The 24,034-nt window shown below is 46.5% G+C and carries 24 protein-coding genes; 2 read left to right on the plus strand and 22 right to left on the minus strand.

The window, feature by feature from the left end:
- Nucleotides 1-39 precede the first annotated feature (39 nt).
- From pfkA to AAC033_RS04550, 19 genes are all read right to left on the minus strand, one after another.
- Nucleotides 40-1,059, minus strand: a complete 1,020-nt coding sequence (pfkA, locus tag AAC033_RS04460; protein WP_339735824.1) for a 6-phosphofructokinase — start codon at nucleotides 1,057-1,059, stop codon at nucleotides 40-42.
- A gap of 202 nt (nucleotides 1,060-1,261) precedes the next feature.
- Nucleotides 1,262-2,113 (minus strand): 4-hydroxy-3-methylbut-2-enyl diphosphate reductase, encoded by an 852-nt coding sequence (locus AAC033_RS04465; protein WP_339735826.1) that lies wholly within the window; start codon nucleotides 2,111-2,113, stop codon nucleotides 1,262-1,264.
- 150 nt (nucleotides 2,114-2,263) lie between these two features.
- A complete protein-coding gene (cmk, locus tag AAC033_RS04470) occupies nucleotides 2,264-2,974 on the minus strand; it encodes a (d)CMP kinase (RefSeq protein WP_339735828.1) in 711 nt (236 codons plus the stop codon).
- 37 nt (nucleotides 2,975-3,011) lie between these two features.
- The gene (gene porQ, locus AAC033_RS04475; RefSeq protein ID WP_339735831.1) at nucleotides 3,012-4,034 is read right to left on the minus strand and encodes a type IX secretion system protein PorQ; all 1,023 of its coding nucleotides are present in this window, start codon (nucleotides 4,032-4,034) and stop codon (nucleotides 3,012-3,014) included.
- 110 nt (nucleotides 4,035-4,144) lie between these two features.
- Entirely contained in the window at nucleotides 4,145-4,648 is a 504-nt protein-coding gene (locus tag AAC033_RS04480) for a YkgJ family cysteine cluster protein (protein WP_339735833.1), read from the minus strand.
- Nucleotides 4,620-5,537 carry a DMT family transporter gene (locus tag AAC033_RS04485; protein ID WP_339735835.1) on the minus strand — a complete coding sequence of 306 codons (918 nt, stop codon included), beginning with the start codon at nucleotides 5,535-5,537 and terminating at the stop codon, nucleotides 4,620-4,622. Before AAC033_RS04485 ends, AAC033_RS04480 begins: the two co-directional genes overlap by 29 nt.
- Nucleotides 5,538-5,596: 59 nt before the next feature.
- A complete protein-coding gene (locus AAC033_RS04490; protein ID WP_339735837.1) occupies nucleotides 5,597-7,024 on the minus strand; it encodes a sodium:solute symporter family protein in 1,428 nt (475 codons plus the stop codon).
- Complete coding sequence (locus tag AAC033_RS04495) at nucleotides 7,024-7,245, minus strand: hypothetical protein (RefSeq protein WP_339735839.1); 222 nt, start codon at nucleotides 7,243-7,245, stop codon at nucleotides 7,024-7,026. The genes AAC033_RS04490 and AAC033_RS04495 overlap by 1 nt, the downstream gene beginning before the upstream one ends.
- A 2-nt stretch (nucleotides 7,246-7,247) precedes the next feature.
- Nucleotides 7,248-7,463: a hypothetical protein gene (locus tag AAC033_RS04500; RefSeq protein ID WP_339735841.1), complete on the minus strand. Its 216-nt coding sequence runs from the start codon at nucleotides 7,461-7,463 to the stop codon at nucleotides 7,248-7,250.
- Entirely contained in the window at nucleotides 7,463-8,323 is an 861-nt protein-coding gene (ablB, locus tag AAC033_RS04505) for a putative beta-lysine N-acetyltransferase (protein WP_339735843.1), read from the minus strand. The genes AAC033_RS04500 and ablB overlap by 1 nt, the downstream gene beginning before the upstream one ends.
- A complete protein-coding gene (gene ablA, locus AAC033_RS04510) occupies nucleotides 8,295-9,605 on the minus strand; it encodes a lysine 2,3-aminomutase (RefSeq protein WP_339735845.1) in 1,311 nt (436 codons plus the stop codon). The genes ablB and ablA overlap by 29 nt, the downstream gene beginning before the upstream one ends.
- A 216-nt stretch (nucleotides 9,606-9,821) precedes the next feature.
- A complete protein-coding gene (locus AAC033_RS04515) occupies nucleotides 9,822-10,316 on the minus strand; it encodes a MarR family transcriptional regulator (RefSeq protein WP_339735847.1) in 495 nt (164 codons plus the stop codon).
- A 124-nt stretch (nucleotides 10,317-10,440) separates the two neighbouring features.
- Nucleotides 10,441-11,061, minus strand: coding sequence for a carbonic anhydrase family protein (locus AAC033_RS04520; protein WP_339735849.1), 621 nt, complete (start codon nucleotides 11,059-11,061; stop codon nucleotides 10,441-10,443).
- Nucleotides 11,061-12,020: an L-threonylcarbamoyladenylate synthase gene (locus AAC033_RS04525; protein ID WP_339735851.1), complete on the minus strand. Its 960-nt coding sequence runs from the start codon at nucleotides 12,018-12,020 to the stop codon at nucleotides 11,061-11,063. Before AAC033_RS04525 ends, AAC033_RS04520 begins: the two co-directional genes overlap by 1 nt.
- A gap of 34 nt (nucleotides 12,021-12,054) precedes the next feature.
- Nucleotides 12,055-12,525 (minus strand): AIR carboxylase family protein, encoded by a 471-nt coding sequence (locus AAC033_RS04530; RefSeq protein ID WP_339735853.1) that lies wholly within the window; start codon nucleotides 12,523-12,525, stop codon nucleotides 12,055-12,057.
- The gene (locus AAC033_RS04535) at nucleotides 12,518-14,440 is read right to left on the minus strand and encodes a DUF4914 family protein (RefSeq protein ID WP_339735855.1); all 1,923 of its coding nucleotides are present in this window, start codon (nucleotides 14,438-14,440) and stop codon (nucleotides 12,518-12,520) included. Before AAC033_RS04535 ends, AAC033_RS04530 begins: the two co-directional genes overlap by 8 nt.
- A gap of 379 nt (nucleotides 14,441-14,819) precedes the next feature.
- On the minus strand, nucleotides 14,820-15,371 hold the full coding sequence (locus AAC033_RS04540; RefSeq protein WP_339735857.1) for an XRE family transcriptional regulator: 552 nt from the start codon (nucleotides 15,369-15,371) through the stop codon (nucleotides 14,820-14,822).
- Between the two features lie 48 nt (nucleotides 15,372-15,419).
- Complete coding sequence (locus AAC033_RS04545) at nucleotides 15,420-17,681, minus strand: DNA topoisomerase 3 (protein WP_339735859.1); 2,262 nt, start codon at nucleotides 17,679-17,681, stop codon at nucleotides 15,420-15,422.
- 34 nt (nucleotides 17,682-17,715) lie between these two features.
- A complete protein-coding gene (locus AAC033_RS04550; protein ID WP_339735861.1) occupies nucleotides 17,716-18,546 on the minus strand; it encodes a S1-like domain-containing RNA-binding protein in 831 nt (276 codons plus the stop codon).
- Between the two features lie 221 nt (nucleotides 18,547-18,767).
- On the opposite strand from AAC033_RS04550, the gene AAC033_RS04555 reads away from it, so the two are divergent.
- Together AAC033_RS04555 and malQ are read left to right on the plus strand one after the other, a co-directional pair.
- Nucleotides 18,768-19,865 carry a Gfo/Idh/MocA family oxidoreductase gene (locus tag AAC033_RS04555; protein WP_339735863.1) on the plus strand — a complete coding sequence of 366 codons (1,098 nt, stop codon included), beginning with the start codon at nucleotides 18,768-18,770 and terminating at the stop codon, nucleotides 19,863-19,865.
- Nucleotides 19,852-21,333 (plus strand): 4-alpha-glucanotransferase, encoded by a 1,482-nt coding sequence (malQ, locus tag AAC033_RS04560; protein ID WP_339735865.1) that lies wholly within the window; start codon nucleotides 19,852-19,854, stop codon nucleotides 21,331-21,333. Before AAC033_RS04555 ends, malQ begins: the two co-directional genes overlap by 14 nt.
- A gap of 28 nt (nucleotides 21,334-21,361) precedes the next feature.
- On the opposite strand, the gene AAC033_RS04565 is transcribed toward malQ, so the two are convergent.
- The 3 genes from AAC033_RS04565 to AAC033_RS04575 form a co-directional block, all read right to left on the minus strand.
- Nucleotides 21,362-21,907, minus strand: a complete 546-nt coding sequence (locus AAC033_RS04565; RefSeq protein WP_339735867.1) for a DUF1697 domain-containing protein — start codon at nucleotides 21,905-21,907, stop codon at nucleotides 21,362-21,364.
- A 155-nt stretch (nucleotides 21,908-22,062) separates the two neighbouring features.
- Nucleotides 22,063-23,493, minus strand: coding sequence for an MATE family efflux transporter (locus AAC033_RS04570; RefSeq protein WP_339735869.1), 1,431 nt, complete (start codon nucleotides 23,491-23,493; stop codon nucleotides 22,063-22,065).
- Nucleotides 23,494-23,574: 81 nt separating this feature from the next.
- Nucleotides 23,575-24,027, minus strand: a complete 453-nt coding sequence (locus AAC033_RS04575) for a VOC family protein (RefSeq protein ID WP_339735871.1) — start codon at nucleotides 24,025-24,027, stop codon at nucleotides 23,575-23,577.
- Nucleotides 24,028-24,034: the final 7 nt, after the last annotated feature.

Raw genomic sequence — 24,034 nt, forward strand, 5'->3', positions numbered from 1 at the left:
GAAGTTGTCTTTGATACAATCAATTTTCAAGTCTGACGGCTAGCTGTTGAGCATGTGTTGAATTTTTATTAGGTTTTCGTCAATGCTGTGGTTGAGCTTAACAGCGTCAGCAAATGGCACGTGTACCACTTGGTCATGTCTCAATCCAATCATGATGTTTAGCTGGTTGTCTATCAGTGCTTCCACGGCGGCAACACCCATTTTGGACGCTGCGATCCGGTCTTTGGCTGTCGGACTGCCTCCTCGTTGCATGTGTCCAAGGATGGAGACCCGGATATCCAGATCAGGATTTTCCTTTTCTGCTTTGGCGGCTATTTTTAGGGCACCACCCATTTCGTCACCTTCAGCAATAATAACAATTCCGCTGGTTTTTCTTCGTTTGTATCCTTTGCTGATAAATCGGTCAAACACCTTTTGGTCGTCGGTCGATTCTGGAATCAGGATTACCTCTGCACCCACGGCAATACCGCTGTTGAGAGCCAAGAGCCCGGCTTCACGGCCCATGACCTCGATAAAAAAGATCCGGCCATGAGAGACAGCTGTATCCTTGATTTTATCGACTGCCTGCACGACCGTGTTGAGTGCCGAATCGTACCCAATGGTGTACTCGGTTCCGAAAATGTCATTGTCGATCGTGCCGGGAATACCGACGAAAGGGATATCATATTCTTCGGAGAACACCAAAGCACCGGTAAATGATCCGTCACCACCAATGACCACCACCGCATCAACTCCTTCTTTTACCAAATTTTGCCAAGCTTTCTTTCGGCCAGTTTTGGTCATGAATTCTTTGCTGCGGGCTGTTTTCAGCATCGTGCCTCCGGTGTGCAGGATACCGCTGACATCGCGCCAGCTTAAATCTCGAAATTTACCTTGGATCATACCTTGGTAACCACTTTGGATGCCGACTACTTTCAAGTCTTTTGCAATGGCGGCCCTTGTTACCGCGCGAATAGCTGCGTTCATTCCCGGTGCATCACCTCCTGAAGTTAAAACGCCGATTTTCTTCAACTGGCTTGACTTTCCTGTTTGTTGAATTGTGGACGGGTTATTTGGCATGGTATTTCCTTTTGAATCGCTTTGCCGCAAATTAAGAATTGAACGTCCGAAAATCAATTTATTGGCGGCTTTTTTTGATTTTTATTCTAATGCAAGTTTTATTTTGACATGGAAGGAAACGAGAGCACGCCCTGGAAAGCGATGTGTGTGGCCGTTGGAGTTGGTTTTCAAAGGTTTATGCTTCATTGAAATTGCCGGTGATTTAGTACGCTCTAATTTGTTCGGCAACGTTTTCCATTAGCCATTTGGGTGTGGAAGTAGCCCCGCAAATACCGGCCGATTCTTTTCCTTCAAACCATTCCTGGTTCAGTTCTTCGGCCGACGAAATGAAGTAGCTGTTGGGGTTTTCCTTTTTGCAAACGTCAAACAGGAATTTAGCATTGGAGCTTTTTTTTCCGCCGACAAAAATCAGGATGTCATGCTGTGTGGCAAATTCTTTCATACGTGGAACCCGATTGGCTACTTGCCGACAAATCGTGTCTTTTACCACCAGTTTCCCGGTTGATTTTTGCCCGATCTTTCCGGCTAAATCATGAAATTGATCCAATGATTTGGTGGTTTGCGAAAACAGGTAAGCCGGCTTGTTCGGGTTGATTTTCTGCAAGTCGTCTTCATCTTCAACAATAATGGACTGGTTGTTGGTTTGTCCGTTTAGCCCGGTCACTTCGGCATGCCCTTTTTTACCGAAAATGATGATTTGTCCATCTTTTTGCTCCATTTCCCTGAAAGCCTTTTTAACCCGCTGCTGCAGTTTGAGCACCACCGGGCAAGTGGCGTCAACCAACTCAATATTGTTTGCTCTGGCGTATTCGTATGTTTCCGGAGGTTCGCCATGTGCCCGCAACAATACTTGGCAATTTTTTAAGGTGAAGAAAGTTTCGCGGTCAATGGTGACTAAGCCGATGGCTTCGAGTCGTTTGACCTCCATGCCATTGTGTACGATATCTCCCAGACAGTAGAGTTTCCCTCCCTGGTCAAGTGTTTCTTCCGCTTTCTTAATGGCATTCACCACCCCAAAACAAAAGCCTGATTTATGATCGATCTCTACTTTCACAGTCTTTGTCAGTTTCGAAATTCGAGTTTTCAGTTTCGGATTCCAAGGTCCATATTTCAAGTTGTCTAATCTCTGGCGACCAATGTGACACCTAATGACAACGGAATGATTTAAAATGCCTAATTCCCAATGACCAATCCCCAGTCACGACTAATCAACGTCCATTCGCTCCTGTGCTTTAGCCAGTGTCCATTCCAACTGCTCCTCCCGGTTCAGGTAGCTGTTGTCCAGAATCAACGCGTCGTCGGCCTGTTTTAAAGGGCTTTCTTTCCGTCCCGAATCAATACGGTCGCGGTCTTCCACGTTTTTCAGAATCTCCTCGAAGCTCATTGTTTGACCCTTGGCAGTCAGCTCATCGTAACGCCGTTGGGCACGTACTTCGGGACTGGCGGTCATGAATATTTTAAGTTCGGCATCAGGAAAAACCACCGTGCCAATATCGCGGCCATCCATGACAATGCCTTTGTTTTTACCCATTTCCTGTTGTTGTTTGACCATGGCTCTACGTACTTCGCGAATGGTTGCTACCGGACTAACATGGCTGGCAACAGGCAACTGCCGGATTTCCTCCTCTACATTTTCGCCATTCAAATAGGTTTCGTTTTCCCGGGTGGTTTCATTTAGCCTGAATTCAATGTTGATTTCATCCAGACGGTCAATGAGTGCTTGTTCATCCACACGACCGTTTCCGGCCAGTTGATGACGCAAGGCAAAGAGCGTTACGGCCCGGTACATGGCACCGCTATCCAGATAAATGTAGCCGAGCAGTTTGGCTAATTGTTTGGCAACCGTGCTTTTGCCGCAGGAAGAATGACCGTCAATGGCAATGACAATCTTTTTGTTATCCGTATGTTGATTCATGATCGCAAAGATATTGTTTTTCGACAGAACAGCAGATTTAATGAAAGCTTTCGTTTAAGTTGATGGCTACTGATATGTGGTTGCTGCTTGCAGCCAAATGGTAGCGGGCCGATCCGTAGTTGAAATGAAAACGGTTGACCTTGAATCCAAATCCCCATGAAAAGCCTACGGTTGAAGCTTTATCATCAAACATGAGTTCTTGCCGACGTTGGTAATTATAGCCGGCCCGGATGGAAAAATTTTCAGAAGGAAGCAGCTCTACTCCCAGTAAGAGGTGACGCATGAACATCTTTCCAAACCCATCTTTCTCTATTCGTGTTTCAAAAGCCGAGCTGACCTCTTGCGGCTGAGTCAGCTTCCATTGTTGCATGTGTTGAAGCGTGGCTGATAAACGGAGTGGGGCATGTTCCAGTCGTTTCGAAAAGCCCAGTTGCAGGTCAAACGGGATGGACTCGCGTTCGGCTCCATCATAATAGGCGGTGATTTGTGTGCCCATGTTTTTGAAAACCAAGGCCACATTAGTCAGGTGATCCAGGCTGGCGTAGCTTACCCCGGCATCCAAGGCTATTCCCAGCGATTGATAAGCTTCAAAAGATGAGAGAATGGGTTTCAGTGTCGCTCCGACGCGAAATCGTTTCAGCTTTTTCGACCACAAAATGTTTAGTGCGTATTCGGCGGCTTTGAAAGTTCCGCCTCGTTCGCCAAACTCATCGGCATAAATAAATTTGCCGTAATTGATGTAGTGCATGCCCAGGGCGAAAGTCCCCAACGCTTCGTAGTCTTTGGCAAACGAAGCATAGCCAAATTGAATATCGTCGAAGTAATTGACGTAGTTGACCAGCAGCTTGTTGTCCATGCTGGCATGCAGCAGAGACGGGTTGTTGTAGGCAACATTCAAATCGGTTGAATCGTTGATGGCCACTTGGTTGCCGCCGAGCGCCGCCATTCGGGCTGAGTTCGGCAGGTTCAGAAATTCGTAAGTGGACTCACCTCCAATCTGGGCGCTAAGCCGGACTGTAGCAAAAACAAATACAAGTAACAGGAGTCGTTTGGTTACCATCAGCCGATACCGGTTTATTTGATCAGAGACCAAAGATATTTTTTTATTTTGATCAAGAGATGAATTTGGCGGATTTTCACAGGTATCGATGTCGAACATTTGAAGCCGGGCTACCAATCTTTCTTTGTCAGTTCGTCGGTGATGGCATAAACAACGGGGCACACTTCGCAGTTCTTGTGCGTCAGATTCAGAATTTGATAAAAGCGTTTCCTGTCGGTGTGAGGGTATTCGCGGCACGCTCGCGGCCGGTTTTCATATACACAGCAGTAATTGTCGCCCATCAGGAAAGGGCAGGGGGTTTGTTGAAAAACGTAATCTTGATCTTCATCCACATACAGGTACTGGCTGATGAAATCGACCGTCTTTATTTTCTGGCTTTTGGCCAGTCGTTCAGCATCCTTGTCAGTTACAATCGGGCTAATCCCGGAGCAGCAATTGGCGCAGTCAAGACAATCAAACTGATCGAAGGCTTCGTCGTGCAGTGCATGAACAATCGCGTCAAGGTTCTTGGGCTTTTTCTTTCTCAGTTTCTGAAACAAGACCGAGAATTCCTGCTTTCGGTTGGCAGTCATTTGCCTGAGTTCTTCAGGTTTGTAATAGCGGATAGCTTCCATCTGTGCGTTTTTTGCGTTTCAACTGGGCCAAAAACAGGCCGGTAATCACCACGGTAATTCCCAGCATTTTCTGAACTGTAATTTCGTCACCCAAAATAAAAAAGGAAAAGAAAGCGACAAACACGGGAATCAGGTTGATAAACATGTTCGACTTGTTGATGCCAATGTGACGAATGCTGTAGGTGAAAAAGATAAATCCGAGAATGGAGGCAAAGACTGCCAGTTTCACAATGGCGGAAAAAGCCACAGGTGAAAAGGGAGTCGCCAAAGCGTTTTTGGCCTCGAATATGCCCCAAAAAGGCAAAAACATGATAGCACCGATCAGGTTTTGGTAGCTGATGATGGTGTATCCGTTGTAGGTGGCTACCATCTTCTTTAGAATCACCGCATAGCCAATGGTGGAGAGCACGGCAATAAATTCAAGTCCAATACCGAGAGGCGAAGCGGTGAGGCCGGTTGACAGGTCGAATACCACCAGGCTTACGCCGGCAAATGAAATGACCAGCCCGGCCAAATTGGCTCCGCTTAGTTTTTCCTTAAAAAAATACCAGGCCGCGAATGGAGTGAATAGCGGAATGGTGGCAACTATGACCGCCGCAACGGTGGACGACACATACTTTAAACCAAAACTTTCGCCCATGAAATAGAGGAACGGTTCGAAAAACGACAACAGCACCATCCAGCCTATGTCGCTTTTTTTTACGGTTTGCAGTTTTCCAATCGCTTTAGCAACCATAAACATAATGGCCGCAGCCAATGTCAGCCGGATGAGCACAACGGTCATGGGCTCGTAGGCTTCGTAGGCCACCTTGAACCAGACGAACGAAAAGCTCCAAAAAAACATGGAGAGCAGTGCCGCTCCATAATATTGCAACCTTTTATTTTTCATGAAATCCCTGATAATTGAGCGGCAAAAATAGAGATTAGTTTGCGAATCTGAAACAGTTTTTAGCGGGTTGCAAGCTTTCGGTTTGTCAGCATGGCAACCAGCAGGAAAACGGCCAGCGAACTGGAAATTCCAAAAATAATCGGATCCAATCCAAAAGGCAGTTCCGGGTTCAGAATGATCAGGCTGAGAGACATTCCTCCGCCGGCAATCATCGACCAAAAAGCTGCTGCCGGATTGTTGTGTGTTTTGATTAGCGCAGCAATGACCGGAACAAACAGTCCGGAAACCATGAAGGTGTAGGAATGAAGCATTAATTCCAGCACGTTGGGCATTTTTAGTGCAATGAGCAAGGCCGCAGCTCCCATCAAAAAAGTTAGAATCTGCGAAAAACGCAAGCTTGAACGGTGGTTGTGTCCACGAAAAATATCGGTCAGCACATTGCCCGACGCAGCCATAAGGCAGCTGTCGGCTGTTGACATGATGGCTGAAAAGTAGGCAGACAGCACGATCCCTGTAAGGCCAACTGGAAGGACGGTTTTTAGCAACAAGGGCAAGCCCATTTCGGAGTCGATGGCGCTTCCTGCCGGAAATCCCGCTCCGGCCAGCATGCCATTGTCAAAAGCTACTTTTGAGAGCAGGCCGAGAATAACGCCGGTGAAAGCCATAATGGGATATTCAAACAAGCCGGCAATAAACCAGGCGCGTTGGGCCGATTTGGGCGTTTTTGAAGCATAAATACGTTGGTAAAGGGTCATGCCGATAAACCAAATGGGAATGACAATGGCCATCCAGTTAAGGAATTGCTGCCAACTGATGTTGGTCAGGCTCAGAAACGAAGCCGGCAAGGTTGCCCGAATGGTTTCGTAACCGCCCACTGCGTAGTAGGACAGAGGCAGCGCTACAAAAATTAATCCTACCATCAGGATAATCCACTGAATGGTGTCGGTATAAATCACTGCTTTCAACCCGCCAATTACAGTATAAACGACGGCAATAACACCCATAACCAGCAAGGCTGTCGTGAAGTCAAGCGCCGGGAATGTGGCTGATGCCAGTTTGGCTCCGGCCAGAATTTGCGAACTGGTAAATCCCAGGTAGCCAACGGCTGAAATGATTCCGGCAATGAGTGCTACCTGTTTGCTGTAGCTGTTTTCGAGAAACTGAGGAAACGACAGTAGGTTTTGACGCTGCGAAAGCCGGTGAACCTTGGGAACCAGAACAACGGCCGTTAACCAGGCGCCAATTAGTCCGGAGAACAAAAGCCAGCTGCCAGATAATCCCATGACAAAGCCCAGTCCGCCCAGCCCGATGGAGAAGCCTCCGCCAACATCGGTCGCCACCACCGATAAGCCAATGTGTAAACTGCTCATTTTACGTCCACCAACAAAGTAGTCATCTGTAGTTTTGTTGCGACGTAGAAAAAAGTAGCCTACGCCCAACATGAAGATGAGGTAGACCGTAAAAATGGTCAGATCAATCCAATGCATTATTTAAGGTCTACGTTGATGGTATAATACGGTGCTTTTTCCGTGTTGCTTACCCATTCCTTGTCCAGAAGCGAATTCAGATATTCATGTCCGCGCTGGTAGCTCAGCTTTAACTTCATCAGGATGTCACCCATCATGAATTTTTCGTTTTCACTCAGCAGTTTAATAATTTCTCGCTCGGTGTTGTCTTCAATTTTTTCCAATTCAATTTTTTCTCTCATTATTATCTTTGTTTATATGGGGTTGCTGTTACTGGGATTTCCTGTCCCTCGTCTGCCAGCTTGAACCGCTCGCAGTTTTTCCATCCTTTGTATCCCCGGTTGCAAAAAACATTTTTGATCAGAAAAGAGGAAACCTTTTCGATCTTTAAATCTTCCTGATATACCGGGCAATCTTTGGCATAAGGACATAATTTTCCCAAATGTCGTTGACTAATCATTATTCAATGGTTTTGTAATACACGTTCATGCTTTCAATTTGACCGGAAATGTTGGTGTTGTTTTTCAACAAACCCGAAAAACGGTACCCATGATTGATAAACGTTTTATTCATTCCCGGCGAATTTAATCGGGCAATGGTGTATAAGGTTTTATACTGCTGTTCTTTTAATTTTTCTTCCATCATTTCAAGAAGGAAGTAGGCCAGCTTGTGTCCGCGATAGTCGGGCAACACAGCAAAGTCAGTCATTTCAGCGTTTTTGTTTTCAGCGTCAACTTCGGCCGACGAAACGCCGATCAGCTTGCCTTGGTCCCAGACTCCAAAGTAAATGACTGAGCCATCCAGCATGGTTTCTTTGAGGTATTCGGGATTGGTAACCGGAAATGGGTAGGTGGCAAAAACCTGTCCGAATATTTTTGCCATCTCTGCGGCATGTTCTGGTCTGGCTACGCCTAGTTCGAAACGATCGTTAAGTGTAGTGCCGTTGTTGTTGGGCGCTTCATTCAATAAACCGGTAAGTGTAGAAAGGGCCTCGTTTGGGCTTGTTCTTCGTTCGTCGCTTAAGAATTTCGACATGAAAAACACATCATCATGCCCGTTGTAAAAAGAAGGGATAAATGCTTCCTGCGTAAATCCATCCTGCAAAAATACGGGTTGGGCAGCAGCCGGAATTTTGGCGATGATTTTGGTATATCCTTTCGCCTTGGCCAGTTCGTTCAACTGCCGGGTTATGTTCGCTCGGTCACCCGGGTCGTATTTTAGCAGAAAAATCCGGTTGTTGAATTTTCCGTGGTGAACGACAGAATGTCCTATTTTTTCAATTAAATCCATACTATTCCTCTCTTCTGTTATAACGTTCATTATTTTCAGGAATTAACGAAATGGAGTCATTCGAATCGGCCAGGAGCCGTTCAATTCCGAGTGCTTCTATTTCTTCGCTTCCTTCGAGTTTCAGGTCGAGGTTGCAGTTTTCGCAATCCCGATCGCAAAAAATATTTTCGTAATGATCAGGTTCTTTATAGGTTGTGATGACACCTTCGTAGTTTCGTAGCACCACTTTGTGGGTCGACCACGAAATGATGTAGTTGGGCATCACCGGAATTTTTCCGCCACCACCAGGGGCATCAATCACATAGGTTGGCCGTGCAAAACCACTGGTGTGTCCGATCAGGCTTTCCATAATTTCGATTCCCTTGCCAATGGGCGTACGGAAATGCGAAAGTCCTTCTGACAAGTCGCACTGGTACAGGTAGTATGGTCGCACCCGGTTTTGCACAAGTTTGTGTACCAGGTTTTTCATGATTCGAGGGCAGTCGTTTACATTGGCCAGCAGCACACTTTGGTTGCCTAAAGGGAAGCCCCCGTCCGCCAGTTTTGCAAGGGCCTCTTTGGCCGATGAGGTGATTTCTCGTGGATGATTAAAATGTGTGTTGATCCAAAGGGGTTGGTATTTTTTCAGAATTTTAATCAAATCGTCTGTAATTCGGTAGGGAAGAACCACCGGCATCCTCGTTCCTATGCGAACAACTTCAACATGAGGAATGGCGGTCAGTTCACTCAGCAGCCAGTCAATTTTGCTGTCGGGCAGCATGAACGGATCGCCTCCCGAAAGTAGTACGTCGCGTACTTGTGGCGTTCTTTTAATGTAGTCGATGCCCTTTTGGAGTTGCTCCCTGGAGGGAACAAAATCGATGTCGCCAACTTTTCGTTTGCGGGTACAATGGCGACAATACATTGCGCAGACGTTGCTTACATGAAACAAAACCCGGTCCGGGTATCGGTGGGTAATCCCTTCCTCTGGGCTGTCACTGTCTTCCGAAAGCGGATCGGCCAAGTCAGTATCTAAAACATTTAGTTCATGAATATTGGCAAATGACTGCTTAAACACCGGGTCATGCTCATAATTTTTTTTCGAAATTAAGGAGGCATAATAAGGAGTAATGGACAAAGGGAATTTATCCGTGGTCTTTTTTAGTTGTTCTTTTTCCTCCGTACTAAAGCTAATTCCAGTCAGCATTTCAAATTGTTCCACGGTGCTAATTGAATTTTTTAGTTGCCACTTCCAGTCACTCCAGTTCGACAGAGTTGACGTTTTATTGATTTTTGTTGCGATCGCTTGTTGAGCGCCATTAAAAATTCCCATAGTCGATGTATTGGTTTCTATAGGAACAAAAATACGCTTTTAACCATCAATAGCCAAATTCAGCGCGAATGCAAGCATGGGTGTTGATCTAAACTTAACAGAGAAAGAAGTTGAAAATAAGCCTTTTATTACGGCTATCAAGAATCAAAAAAAAAGAATGAATTGAATTGTGGACCTGCGAACTTTTCGAATTGGGTTGGTGTGGATAGATTAGGACTAGCTGTCGAGCATTTTGTTTTCTTCAATGGGTTCATCGCTGGTAAGCATGGGCGAAGCTTCCAGTTGTCCAATGTCAAGCAGGTTGACCAGGGTTTGGAGGCTTTCCTGTATTTGTTGAAGTTTCACATTCGGCAACGATTGCAGCTTTTCCGTTAGTTGGTCGTGGAGGAGCGGTGGAATCCCGTTCAGTAATTCGGATCCTTTCGATGTTAATGCGATATTGACCACGCGCTTGTCGCCTTGCTTCGGAAGCCGGGCCAGAAATCCCTTGATTTCAAGTCGGTCAATGATTCCACTCGTGGTGCTGGAGTTCAGATTTAGAAAGCGGCGAATTTCGCCTTGAGTTGACTGAAAGTTTTTCGATGCATGCAGGTAGCTCAAGCACAGGATTTGAGGAATGCTGACGCCGTATTCCTTTTGAATTTTCTTGGACTCTAAGTTGATTGATCGGACAATTTTCCGAATGGTAATTAGTATTTCAGTCGTATCCATGTCATTTTGTTTCCGTACGACAAAAATAGTTGAGTTTTTGAATATTCCAAAAGCACAATTCGAAGCATTTTTGCTGTCAGAAGCCTATTAGGTTACAGTGCGAAAAAAATGATTTTCCGAACCGTTAGAAAAAGGAGACTTCACCGGATTCAACATCATACATACCTCCCACGATCATCATCTTTCCTGCTTTTTCTAAATCGGAGAGGATCGGGCTTTTTAGGCGTATCTGGTTGATTGTGAGCTGAACATTTATTTTGCTGACGTGATTAACAAACGCAAAGTTTTGGCCATTTCTTTCAGCAGTTGTCGCTGTTTCGCTTTCAATGGCCGGATTAATTTTGCTGAGTAGCCCGGTGATATGCCCCAATTTTACCTGGTTGCAAGCACTGATAACCGCACCGCATCTGGTGTGTCCCAACACAACAATGATTTTTGAATTGGCCACACCGCAGGCATATTCCATGCTTGCCAGGATGTCGTTGTTGAGAATATTGCCAGCAATTCGAATGCTGAAAATGTCACCCAGTCCCTGGTCGAAAATTAATTCGGCCGAGGTTCTCGAATCGATACAACTTAAAATGGTGGCAAAGGGAAACTGCCCTTCCGAGGTTTGATTGACCTGCATAAGCAGGTTTCTGTTCACTTTCAGGTTATTTAAAAACCTGAGGTTACCTTCTTTTAAAAACTCCAGCGCTTGCTGCGGAGTAATTTTGTCCTGCGTTTCTTTGGTATGTGCCCACATTATGCTGTTGGTTGATATTTGTATGCTGCTTTTTTAATCCGGTCCATGATGGCGACGCCCAAACCTGATTCAGTAACAGGTTCAATAAATATTTGTTTAACCGTTGCATCGTCTTCCATCGTATGAAGCGCTGAAAATAAGTTTGCTGCGATTTCCAGTTGGTTATGAGTTTTTGACGTATAAATGATCTTATGGCTGTTTGTGAGCAGGTCTTTTTGTCCGTGCAAGATAAGTCCTGATGCATCCGGAAGCCGCACATTTGTCTGATTGTATATGTATAAAGGTTTGTTTGGCGAGTAATGGCTTTTTAGCAGGCCGGGAGCGACCAGTTTTTCCGGCTTTGTGGTGTTGAAAACAAACCGGCCGGGCAAGGCTTTTTCGATATCGTTCAGGCTAATTTTTCCCGGACGAAGCAAGGTGCAAACGTTTCCTTCAACCGAGATGATGGTTGACTCAATACCTACAGTGGTCATTCCTCCATCCAGAATGTAATCTACGTCGGGTAACTGTTTTCTGACATGCTCAGCGCTTACCGGGCTTAAGTGTCCGAATTTATTTGCACTGGGTGCGGCAATCGGGCATTTAGCCATCCTGATTAGCTTCAATGCAATTTGATGATCCGGCATCCGAATCCCCACGGTTGGTAATCCCGAAGTGACAATGTCGGGAACGAGTTTGCTTTTGGGCAGAACAAGGGTCAGTGGGCCGGGCCAGAACTTCTTAGCCAACTGCATGGCCGCATCAGAGGGATTTTCGGTCAGCATTTTTAGATCGTCAAGCGAAGCGATATGCACAATTAGCGGATCGAACGATGGCCGTTCTTTCAGTGCGAAAATTTTAGCAACAGCTACGGAATTAAGCGTGTTGGCGCCTAATCCGTAAACTGTTTCTGTTGGAAATGAAACGAGACCGCCCTCGTTGATGATTCGGGCGGCTTCTTTCAATTGTTGGATATTCATTCCTGTTGGTGTTCTATGTCATCAAACGTTCTGCTCACGATTGCAAGGCTTGGTCTGCTTCTTCGAGTTCGACCCGTTTTTTATTTTGATATTCGGTAATTTTCGATTGGATCTGTGGATTGTTCAAACCCAATATCTTGGCGGCTGCCAATGCTGCATTTTCCGGGCTGAGGACCGTTAATGGTGCCACGCCTGATGGCATGCGAACGCTTGAAAAAAGATCACCTCCGCCAAATTTATCACTGTAAGGCGGACATGCAATTACCGGGCAATGGGTTTGCGCATCGGTAAATCCGCTCAGCGCATTGCTCATTCCGGCAATGGTGATAAACACCACATTTTCCTTTTCGTACGCTTTGATCAGCTCGTAGCATTTTAGCGGTACTTTGTGTGCTGATGCAATTCTGGAAACGTTGCTGATCTCAAAGTGATCCAGCAATTTACTTATTTGATTGGCCCAATCAAGATCAGCTTTTGAGCCCATAATGATCACTACTTTACTCATTGTCGTTGGTTATTAAAAATGAATATTGGTAATCCATTGGAATAATGGATAAGTACTCGTCAACACCCGCGCCGGACAGGCAGGCATCAATGATTTGTTTTCCGGTTTCAGACAGCTCGGGTGTCTGGTATTTCTTCAACTCTGTTTTGAAAAAATCATACAACATCTCAGCTCCGGCATCGTAACCTTTCGTTTCAACTTCGGCTTGTTGGTGAACCTGGAGAAAGCGTGCCGGTATTTTAGCGCCTTCAATGGTCAGGTAATTCAGTTCAAAACCCAAGAGCGGACAGCGTGCGTTTTGGTATTGGTCGCTTCGGAGTTTGGCATTACCCCGTCGGGTCAGGTACTCACGCATCAATAACTGTGGTTTGAAGCCTACTTTCCAGGCCCCGATGTGTTGATTGGGAACGAGTGTATAGCGCATGCGGGGATTTTGAATAATCTGCTCAAGCAGCAGGTTGGCGTGCGTCACCATTCTACCGGTGGCAAATGGCCAGTAAGAACCAACGCCTTCGCTTCCCATTCCTCCGCCATCAACAATGCTGGGATTGGCATGTCCGCGTGGCGAAACGAGTCGCCAAAGCCATGCGAGGGCGGGTGGCAAAATGTGAAACAATCCGACGATTCCATAGGTCGGGTTTTCTTTTGTGCAGGGCGGAGTGCGAACACCGAAGCTTCGGATGTCAACGGTAACCGGCTTGCTCACCACATTGGGCACGATCGCTCTGGGTACGACAACGCGTGGGTTGGGGCATTTCTTGCCAGGGGCATCTTCGGTATGATCCCAGACTAAAGCGGTGCAGTCTGGTTTCGATTTTATATTTAGAAACAGAAGAGGATCTTCTGGCTTGATTGTCAGTTTTTCAAGAAACGGATCATCGCCATAATCGTTGATGCTGTCAACACGGATGAACCAAGCATTTTCGGCATCTAAAACGGTTAGTTTTCCATTGTTTTTTTGAATGGACGGCGGGCATAAAGCCATGTCGTCGGTGACTGGGTTGAACGAACAGAAAATTGGAAAGTTGATCAGTCGTTTTTCACCCGTTTTAATGTTTTCACCAATCTGAACCTGTCCGTTGGGTTCCCGCACAATGTTTTGGAGCATTTCGCTCTTCCCGCCACCGCTGGCTCCTTCGTGCATAAATGTGGTGATGTTGTCATATGGGCTGACCACCTGTACAGTAGAGCAGTGCGCGGTAATCCACCCTTCTTTTTCTCCTTTGGACAGCAAGGCTCCGTATAGGCCCTTTTTTGCACTGGGGCCAGGGTAAAGGTTGTACGAAAAGATTTCGTGTAAGTCCTTCGAACGTTTGTGGACAACCACTTGTTTGCCATCAAAATGTGTGTGCCGAAAGGTTGGTGCTACGTAGATGGCAGAGTCAACGGAAAAACCTTCGGGCAATTCGTTTACCGGAATAATTTGTTGAAGCATGGCCAGACCCATAGCAAAAAAACCAGCATTGGCAGGAGCCACCGCAATTCCGCCCGATCCAATCTGATCGCGACCGGCGAAGTAGAAAAATATGGCCAAATCCTGTTGCTGGAGCCAGTTGATGGTTTCGTTTCTCAATGAATCAAAATGATAGCCAAATTTATCCGCAAAGCGTTCTTTGTCACTTGGCAGATCGTCGGCAATGGCCATGGTGTCAGGGTCTCTCCGCCGCATATACGCGTCGGTATAGTTTGCCGAGATCCCGTTGCTGACTTTGTGTATGATTGCTTCGCTGGCTTCACCTTTTCCGGGGATATCGTATTTTACCTCAAAACTTGTCTTGTCGCCATCAACGGCTGCTGATGCCAATTGTTTAACTGTGTCAAAGGTGTTATAGGAAATACAGTTTTTTAGAATTGCCTGTACATCCGTTGGTAGGGTGATCTTTTTGTTGTTAAGGATGTTGAATAAATCGCTCATAAATTTCACTTTTAAAATTGCTGCTCAATAAATTTTGGTTTTTTTAAACTATTTTTCAATTACTCCATAGCGGAGGCCAGGTCGCAGCATGGTTTGTGTCCGGATTGAAATCCGAAACAGACCAGTAATGGACTGGTATTTATTTGCAAAATATATTGCGAATTTCAGTATGTAATTAATGATTTGGTGAAAGCGATTTTATTAAGTCAGGCTTTTTTTATGAAATAAAACATGTGTATTTTTTGCTCACATGTTGTTTGTTGCAACGTTTTCTTCGTTCAGATTCATTGGTTTGTCTTTCCCATTTCTCATTATTTCGATCGCAAAGATATAAATTCTACTTAAAAAATAAAGTACAGCTTAATTTTTTTGAAAAAAACTAGAAGTTGGGGGGAGACTGGATCCACAGAAGTTCGCTAATGCCATTGTGGTTGTTGATGGCGTCGTGTGGTGTTTTGGCATTGAAATAGATGTTGTCGCCCGGCTTTAGCAGGTAGCTTTTTCCATTCAGGTCGAAGCGGATTTCACCTGAAAGAACATGACAAAAAATCTGGCCGTGGGTGTTGCTGAAGAAACCTTCAATACCCGATGTTTTGGCAAACCGAACTAAGTACGTGTCCATTTGTTTGTTGGCATCATGATGCGATAGAAGATAAATGATTGTGCCCGATTGGTTCTGGTCGATGTATTTGATATCTTTCCGGCTGACTACCGGATTGTTGACGAGCGATTCGTTCTCTCCAATGAGTTCTCCAACAGTGGTATGAAGGTTTTCAGCAATCGATTTCAAGGTTAAAATTGAAGGAAACGATTTGGATTTTTCGATTTGCGAGAGCGCGCTTGAGCTGATTCCAACTTTCCCGGCAAGTTCATTCAGGTGAAGGTTCAAGAGTTCCCTTTTCTTTCTGATTCGTTCTCCTATGCGATTCATGCTGTTGTTCTTGTTTCTGGCAAAGGTATAAATTTATTAAGTATTACTTCATTGGTTTTTGTCTGCCGCTTCAATTTCAAATGGTACCCTGAAGTCGCAGCCGCTTTTAAAGTTGGAGCAGCCCCAGGCGGTTTTGCCTTTCATGATTTTACCGGTATTGCATTTGGGGCAAGAGGGTTCGTCTTTTATTTCTGGTTGAAGCTTAATGGAGTGGTCTTCATGCAGGAGCAGCCGACCATCCAGTTTCAGTCCGTTGTAGCTGAAAGCTTTAATTAGGGGCGATTTGCTTTTGGTAGCAAGCGCTTGAACTTGTTTGTCGGTCAGTTTTTTGCCAAACCATTTGAAGGCAATTTTGAAATGGCAGCCATTGTTCCATTGCGAGCATCCCCAGGCCGCTTTCCCCTTCAGTAGTTTTCCTTTTTTACATTTCGGACAAATCAATTCTCCGGCAGGTTCGCTCGCTCGTTTCTTCTTTGCTTTGCCAGCCGCCTTATCCGGTTCTTTCGCCTTCGCCTGTTCTTCGGGGTCTTCTAGAATGGTGATTGCCTTTTTCTTTGAATTTTTCACCTGCCAGATTACTTCGGTCACCATGTTTTTTAGCTCCGCCATAAACTGGGCGATCTCCAGTTCGCCCGATTCAATCTGACGGAGCTTTCGTTCCCACATGCCGGTCAGTTCAGCCGATTTCAGCAAGTCATTTTCAATGGTGTTGATCAGGTCAATGCCCGTCGGTGTTGCCACCAGCCGCTTGCGTTCCTTTTGGATGTAACGCCGGCGGAAAAGCGTTTCGATGATGTTGGCGCGGGTCGATGGTCGTCCGATGCCGTTTTCCTTCATCAGTTCGCGTAGTTCATCATCATCCATATTTTTTCCGGCAGTTTCCATGGCGCGCAGCAAAGTTGCTTCGGTGTAATAGTTAGGTGGTTGGGTTTGTTTTTCCTGCAATTCGGGTTGGTGTGGCCCATGTTCGCCAGTGCTGAATGCCGGCAAAATGTTGTCGTCGGATTGGCCCGCTTTTTTGTCGTTTTGAAAGACGGCACGCCAGCCAGGTTTTAAAATTTGCTTGCCGGTCGCCTTAAATTGGTGCTGTTCAATGTTGGCTTCAACCGTGGTGTTGGCAATTTCGCAGTCGGGGTAAAAAACCGCGATAAAGCGTTTGACGACCATGTCATAAACTTTGCGTTCAGCTTCGGTCAGGTCGATACGGTAAACGCCGGTAGGAATAATGGCGTGGTGATCGGTGATCTTCTTGTTGTCGAATACTTTTTTCGATTTTCGGATTTTCCCTCCGCTCAACACTGGCTGGGTAAGGCTTTCATAGCCTTTCAGCGCTTTTAGTGTACCGGGTACTTTCTTATAGATATCATCCGACAAAAATGTAGTATCGACACGTGGATAGGTGGTGATTTTCTTTTCGTAAAGCGACTGGATGGTGCGCAGGGTCTCGTCGGCACTCAGGTTCAGCTTGCGGTTGCATTCCACTTGCAGCGAGGTAAGGTCGAACAAGCGAGGCGGGTGTTCCTTGCTGTTTTTCTTTTCAATTTTCCCGATAAAAAGATCCTTGTCCGAAATTTCCTGCAATACTGTTTCTGCTTTTTCTTTTTGCTGGAATCGTCCAGTTGTGTACGAAAAAGTGGCTTCGCGATACCAGGTTTTAATTTCCCAAAATGGTTCGGGTTTGAAGTTGACAATTTCCAGCTGACGGTTTACAATCAGCGCTAGGGTGGGGGTTTGCACCCGGCCAATGGAAAGCACTTGCTTGTTTTGTCCGTATTTGAGGGTGTACAGGCGGGTGGCGTTCATTCCCAAAAGCCAGTCGCCAATGGCCCGGGCGCTTCCGGCTTCGTACAGTTTATCAAATTCTTCGCCAGGCAACAGTTTTTCAAAACCTTCCTGAATGGCTTCTTCGGTCAGCGAGGAAATCCATAGCCGCTTGATTGGCGCCCGGTTGCCTGCCTTGGCCAGCACCCAGCGCTGAATCAGCTCTCCTTCCTGGCCGGCATCGCCGCAGTTAATGATTTCGTCGGCTTTGGAGATCAGTCGTTCCAATATCGAAAACTGCTTTTTCACCCCCGAATCATCAATCACTTTTATGCCAAAACGCTTGGGAATCATGGGCAGCTCGTGAATATTCCAGTATTTCCAGCGGGTGGTGTAGTCGTGTGGTTCCTTCAGCGTACACAAATGCCCAAAGGTCCAGCTCACCTGGTAGCCATTTCCTTCAAAATAGCCATCATGCCGGGATTTCGCTCCAATAATTTGTGCAATCTCTTTTGCTACACTTGGTTTTTCTGCAATACAAACTTTCATGAAAAGTGGTCAGTTGTCCGTTCTCGGTTTTCAGTTAAAGCAACTTGATGCCATTATCTTCGATGCTAATGAGCCGTTGCCTGTACAGGGCTCCAATGGCTTTTTTAAAGTTCTTTTTACTGATATATAGGGTCTGTTTAATTAGCTCGGGGGAACTTTTATCGGTTAACGAGAGAAATCCGCTGTTGGCAGCCAGTTTGTTGAGAATGGATTGCGAGATGTCGTCGATTTTTTCGTAGCCTTCTTTTTGAAGTGACAAGTCAATCTTTTCATCTTCGCGGATGGTTTTGATGAAGCCTTTCAGCCTTTGTCCGGTTGTAAGTGGTTGAAAAACTTCATTTTTATAAAGCATTCCCCAATGGCTGTTGTCGATGATGGCTTTAAATCCCAAATCAGTTTGTCCGGCTATAAGCAGGTCTACTTCTTCACCCACTTCATAATCAACCGGAATGTTGTCCACACATTTGTCCAGCTTTGAAGTGGCGACAATACGCTGGCTTTCATTGTCCAGGTAAACATACACGAGGTAGGACTTTCCGGCTTCCATGGTTTGCTGCTGCTCGCGGAAGGGCACCAGCAAATCTTTGGGCAATCCCCAGTCCAGAAAGGCACCCACCGAGGTAACCGAAACGACGGTCAGCAGAGCAAAATCGCCCACCATTGCTTTGGGCTTTTCGTTGGTTGCCAACAGCCGATCTTCCGAATCGAGGTAAATAAATACCTCGAGCGTGTCTCCCGGCTTGGATCCTTCGGGCACGTAGCGTTTGGGCATCAGGATTTCGCCATGTGGGCCGCCATCAAGATAAACACCAAAATCTACTTCTTTTACAACTTCCAATTCGTTTATTAAGCCAATTGCTGCCATTGTTTTTCAATTTTAAAGTCTTGCACTTCTTCTGCTTTGTGATCGCTTTTATCTTCGGATTGTTAAACCCTGATAGACGACGTTCAAAAATTCAGACTTATTGCTATCGGGCAAAGGTACGTTTTCGGAGGAAATATTGATAACAACCCACCGATTTAATGGGAAAAGGAAAACGGTTCAGGAGAAAAGGCTTATTTTTGACGCTCAAACAGGAAATGCTTATGTCAAAGGTTAAGATAGGATTTTTAGGTGCCGGCGGAATTGCCAAAGCACATGCTTTTTCATTGAATTCGCTACGCTATTTTTATCCGAAAACGCCGCAGGTGGTTTTTGAGTCGGTATGTTCGCAGCGGCTGGAAAGCCGCGGGCAGTTTGCTGAAAGCTATGGTTTTCGGCAAGCGCAGTCGTTCGATGATTTTGTGCAGAATGAGGCGATTGACACGGTGCTGATTCTGGGGCCGAACAAGGTACATGCCGATCATCTGAAGGCAGTGGCTACGATGCCGAATGTAAGGCGAATTTACCTTGAAAAGCCCGTATGTTCCAGCCTACAGGAAGAAAAGGAATTGGCTGCCTTGCCGCTGGATGGACGGAAAGTCCAGCTTGGTTTTCAGTATTTGCAAACGGCTTCGGTGCGCGAAGCCATCGACTTTTGGAAGTCGGGAAAGCTTGGGAAGCCGATTCATTTCGATTTAAAATACTTTCACGGCGACTATTTGCAAAAAAGCTACCGCGACAAGCGGCAGACCCGCTTGACGCCTGCTCCTGATGGTGGCGCAATGGCTGATCTGGGCTCGCATGGCATTAGTTTGCTGTTGGCATTTTTTGGAGAGCAACTGGAAATTACCAGTGCATTGCAGGGAGGGCAGTTTGCCGACGTTCCCAAGGATTCGGATTTATTCTCGCTGATTTCGATTGTTGAGCTGAAAACCCGGGCCGTAGGTAATCTGTCGGCCAGCCGAATCAGTTCAGGAACCGGTGATTTGGTTCATCTTGAAATTTACGCCGAAAAAGGAACGCTGCGCTATTCATCGCACCGGGCCGAATCGTTCGAGTATTTTTTGGAAGAAACGCAACAATGGGTAAGCCAGCCTGTTGGCAGTCATTATAAGCCCATCAGCAGTTTTCCTTCGGGACATGTGCCACCGGGTTGGCTGCGCTCCATGATTCATGGGCATTACCTGTTTTTAGGCGGTCGCGATGAGAAAGCGTTTGTGCCCGATTTGAAGCATGGTTTGGAGGTTCAACGCTTAGTTCGCGAAACGGCAGAGCATTTAAATACCTATAGAAAACAACTGGAAAAGTATGGCGAGAAGTAGCGGAATTTTAGTGCATATCAGTTCACTGCCCGGAAAATACGGGATTGGAAGCATGGGCGAAGATGCTTTTACCTTTGTAGATTTCCTGAAAGAAACCGGACAAAAATATTGGCAGATTTTACCGCTTGGGCCAACGGGTTACGGCAATTCACCTTACCAAAGCTATTCGGCGTTTGCAGGAAGCGACTTGTTGATCAGTTTGGATAAGCTGGTGGAAGACAAGCTGCTGAAGCCCGAAGAATTACTTGATCTAACTCATTTCTCGGAGCGGAAAGTAGAATACGAAAAGATTGGTGTGTTGAAAAGTAGTCTATTGAAGAAAGCTTTTGGACGGTTCAATACCAAATTTGACGACTTTAAGGACGCTTATTATAACTTTTTGGGCGAGCATTCATGGTGGCTTGATGATTATGCTTTGTTCCAGGCGTTGAAGGAATATAACTTGGATGTGATCTGGAACGAGTGGAAAGCCGATTATAAAAAGCGGGATGTGCACTCGCTCGATAAAGCCCATTTACAGTATGCGGAGTCGATTAATTTTCATCGTTTTGTGCAGTTTATTTTTTTTAAGCAGTGGTTTGAACTGAAACAATATGCCAATGACCTTGGGATTCAGTTGTTTGGCGATTTGCCTTTGTATGTGTCGCTGGATAGCTCAGATGTGTGGGGAAATCAGGATATTTTTCTGCTGGATGATGAAGGAAAACCAACGCATGTTGGAGGTGTTCCTCCCGATTATTTTAGTGAAACCGGCCAGCTTTGGGGTTGTCCTGTATTTGACTGGAACCGGTTGGCTGAGCGGGGTTTTGATTGGTGGATGGCACGCTTGCATTTCTGTCTAAATATGTTCGATGTCATCCGCATTGATCATTTCCGGGGCTTGGAGTCATTTTGGTCGGTTCCGGCTAGCGAAAAGACAGCCATAAACGGCCAGTGGTGGCCGGCCAAGGGGTACGAATTGCTTCAAATGTTGCAATCGCAACTGGGTGAGCTGCCTGTGATTGCTGAAGACTTAGGCGTGATAACGCCGGAAGTGGAAAAGTTGCGTGACGATTTTAATTTGCCGGGGATGAAAGTTTTGCAGTTTGGTTTCGCCTCGGACGCAACCAACGAGCACCTACCCCACAACTACGGGAAGAATTTTGTGGTTTACACCGGGACGCACGATAACAACACCACACTGGGTTGGCTGAAGTCGGCTACGAAGAAAGAGCAAAGAAATATTCGGAAATATTTCAGGCGAACCCGACGTCGGGCGCTTGACCCGGTGATTGAAGCTTGCTGGGGTTCTGTAGCTGAAATCGCGATTATGCCCATGCAAGACTTGCTTCGGCTCGATGCCAAAGGGCGGATGAATGTTCCCGGGGTACCCTCAGGAAACTGGGAGTGGCGCTTCCGCTGGAGGCAACTCCGGCAGTCGAGGCGTGACTTTCTGAAAGAAATTACCCAAAAATATAATCGAAGATAGTTTTATGCCTGTGTGGTTGTCACACGTTTCAGTCTAATTTTTTAGCAATTCGCTTGATGGTGTTCCAGTTTCGGGTGGTCATGGTTGCTTTGCCAAAAAGCTGTCCCAGGGCATCCATTCCTTTGACCGTGTTGGTTACCGAAAGATCGAGCACACTGCAAATGGCTTTCTGGTATACTGACAGGATGCGAAATGAGCCATCATCCGCAGTCCACGGCAATTCGATTCGGGTTTTCGGGTTTTGTTTCAAAAAAGAAACATACAAACGGGTGTCTTTGGTTTCTTCTACTCCTTTAAATGGCTGGGAGCGGATCAGTTGACGGATGTCGTCAGCAGTTCGAATCAGCACCGGGATCGGAAATCCGAAGGCTTTTTCAAGGCCTGTGCTGAGTTGCTCTTCTGGGGCTGTTTTCAAATAGAAAGTTCCTTCAAAAATTACATTTCCGGAGTTGAGCAGCGTTTGCACCTTTTCGAAGCCCATTTTTTCCATCGTTGTTCGTAGGTCGGCCATGGGGACTTTATGATGTCCGCCAACGTTGATGCCCCTAAGGAGGGCTACATAAGTTTCTGACATGGTATTTGTTTTATAAATATCGGCTCGATTATCTAATGTCATTAAAATAGCCACTCATGGTTATTAGGTGGCCATTGATTCGTTTTGAAACGATTAGTGACGCCAAATCGTTCATTGCTGAATGCAGTTGCAGTCCAAATTTCAAAAGGCTGTGTTTATACCTGCATTCGTTTCCAGGCTCCCCGGCTAAACAGCCACAGTGTAAATAAGCCGGCAGATGTTTCGGAAAAAAAGACGGCCCAGAAAACACCTGAGTGTTGCCACCCGAATTGGATGGCCAGAACATATGACAAGGGGATTTGAATCATCCAGAAGAAGACCAGGTTGATTTTTGTTGGCGTTTTGGTGTCGCCGGCGCCATTGAAAGCCTGAGTCGAAACCATCCACCATCCGTAAATCAGGTAGGAGTACGATAAGATGCGTATCCATTCGGAGCCAATTGCGATTACCTGGCTGTTCGAAGTGAAAATTTGCATGAGAGATTGGTTGAAGAAGAAGTAAACCACCGATACGATCACTAAGAACCCCATGTTGTAAAGTCCGATTTTCCAGATGGATGATTCGGCGCGCTCCGGCCTTCCTGCTCCCAGGTTTTGTCCCACCAGGGTTGCTGCTGCATTCGACAGCCCCCAGGCTGGCATCAAGGTAAACAGCATGATCCGCAGGGCGATGGTTGAGCCGGCAACGGCTTCGCTCCCGACATCGGCCAGAATTCGCATCAGGAAGATCCATGAAGTCATTGCCACAATCATTTGCCCGATTCCCCCAATTGATGTGCGCAAAATGTTGACTGTTGTTTTGGCATCCCAGTGAATGTGCGAACGGGTGGCCCGAATGTGCTTGCCTCCTCTGAAAAGTACCCACAACTGGGTGGCTACGCCAATGCCCCGGCCAATATTGGTGGCAATGGCCGCTCCTTCGATACCCATAGCCGGAATAGGGCCTAGTCCGAAGATGAGCAGCGGGTCCAGGGCAATATTGATCCCGTTGGAAATCCAGAGCACGCGCATGGCAATAGCCGCGTCGCCTGCTCCGCGAAACACGGCATTGATAACAAAAAGTAGCATGATAATGCCATTTCCGCCAAGCATCCATTGCGTGTAGCGGTAGCCGTGTTCAATGGCCCATTCGTCGGCGCCCATCAACGCGAGCAGATCCTTCGCAAAAAAGATGCCTCCCAGCGCAAAGGGGACAGAGGCCAAAATGGCCAGGAAAATGGACTGGATGGCTGATGTTCCGGCGCCTTCCTTGTCTTTTTCGCCAATGCGCCGCGCTACGATGGCCGTCACGGCGGTTGCCAGTCCCATGGCAATGGAGTAAAGTAAAAAGAGATAGGTTTCGGTTAAGCCGACCGTAGCTACAGCCGACGCACCTAGCTTGCCCACAAAATAAATGTCAACCACAGCAAAGGTTGATTCCATAACCAATTCCAAAATCATGGGTACAGCTAACAGGAAGATGGCCTTTTTGAGTCCAATCTGCGTGTAGTCCGATTCGGTGCCTTTGAGTGCGTTTTTAAACTCTTGCCAGATGGATGTGCGCTGGCGCGTTGTAGAATGGCTTAGGGGGTAACTCTCTTCTTTCACATCGATTCAATTTCTGTTCATAAAGATTTGTAAGACGGCCTAGTGTCATCAAAAGTTGCGTTGGCCACTTAAACTTCCTGGTCACTTACCATCGAGTGGTTCTGCCAGCCCGATGAGAATCCCCTCGGGGCCGCGAATGTAGCAGAGCCGATACGCGTTTTCGTACTGAACGACTTCGCCGACGAGATGGGCGTCGTGCTTGCTGAGCCTGGACAGTAGCTCATCGATGTCTTCAACAGCAAACATGACACGCAGGTAGCCGAGAGCGTTGACCGGGGCAATGCGGTGATCAGAGACAACCGGCGGGGTCAGGAATCGCGAAATCTCCAGTCGGCTGTGTCCATCGGGGGTAACCATCATGGCGATCTCCACACGCTGGGTGTCCAGTCCGGTAACGCGACCCGCCCATTCCCCTTCGACGATGGTCCGCCCCTCGAGCTCCAGACCGATTTCCGTAAAAAAGGAGATGGCCTTATCGAGTGATTCGACAACGAGGCCAACATTGTCCATTCGTAGTAATTTGTTTTCTGCCATAATTTGA

The organism is uncultured Sunxiuqinia sp. (assembly GCF_963974515.1).
Lineage (GTDB): Bacteria > Bacteroidota > Bacteroidia > Bacteroidales > Prolixibacteraceae > Sunxiuqinia.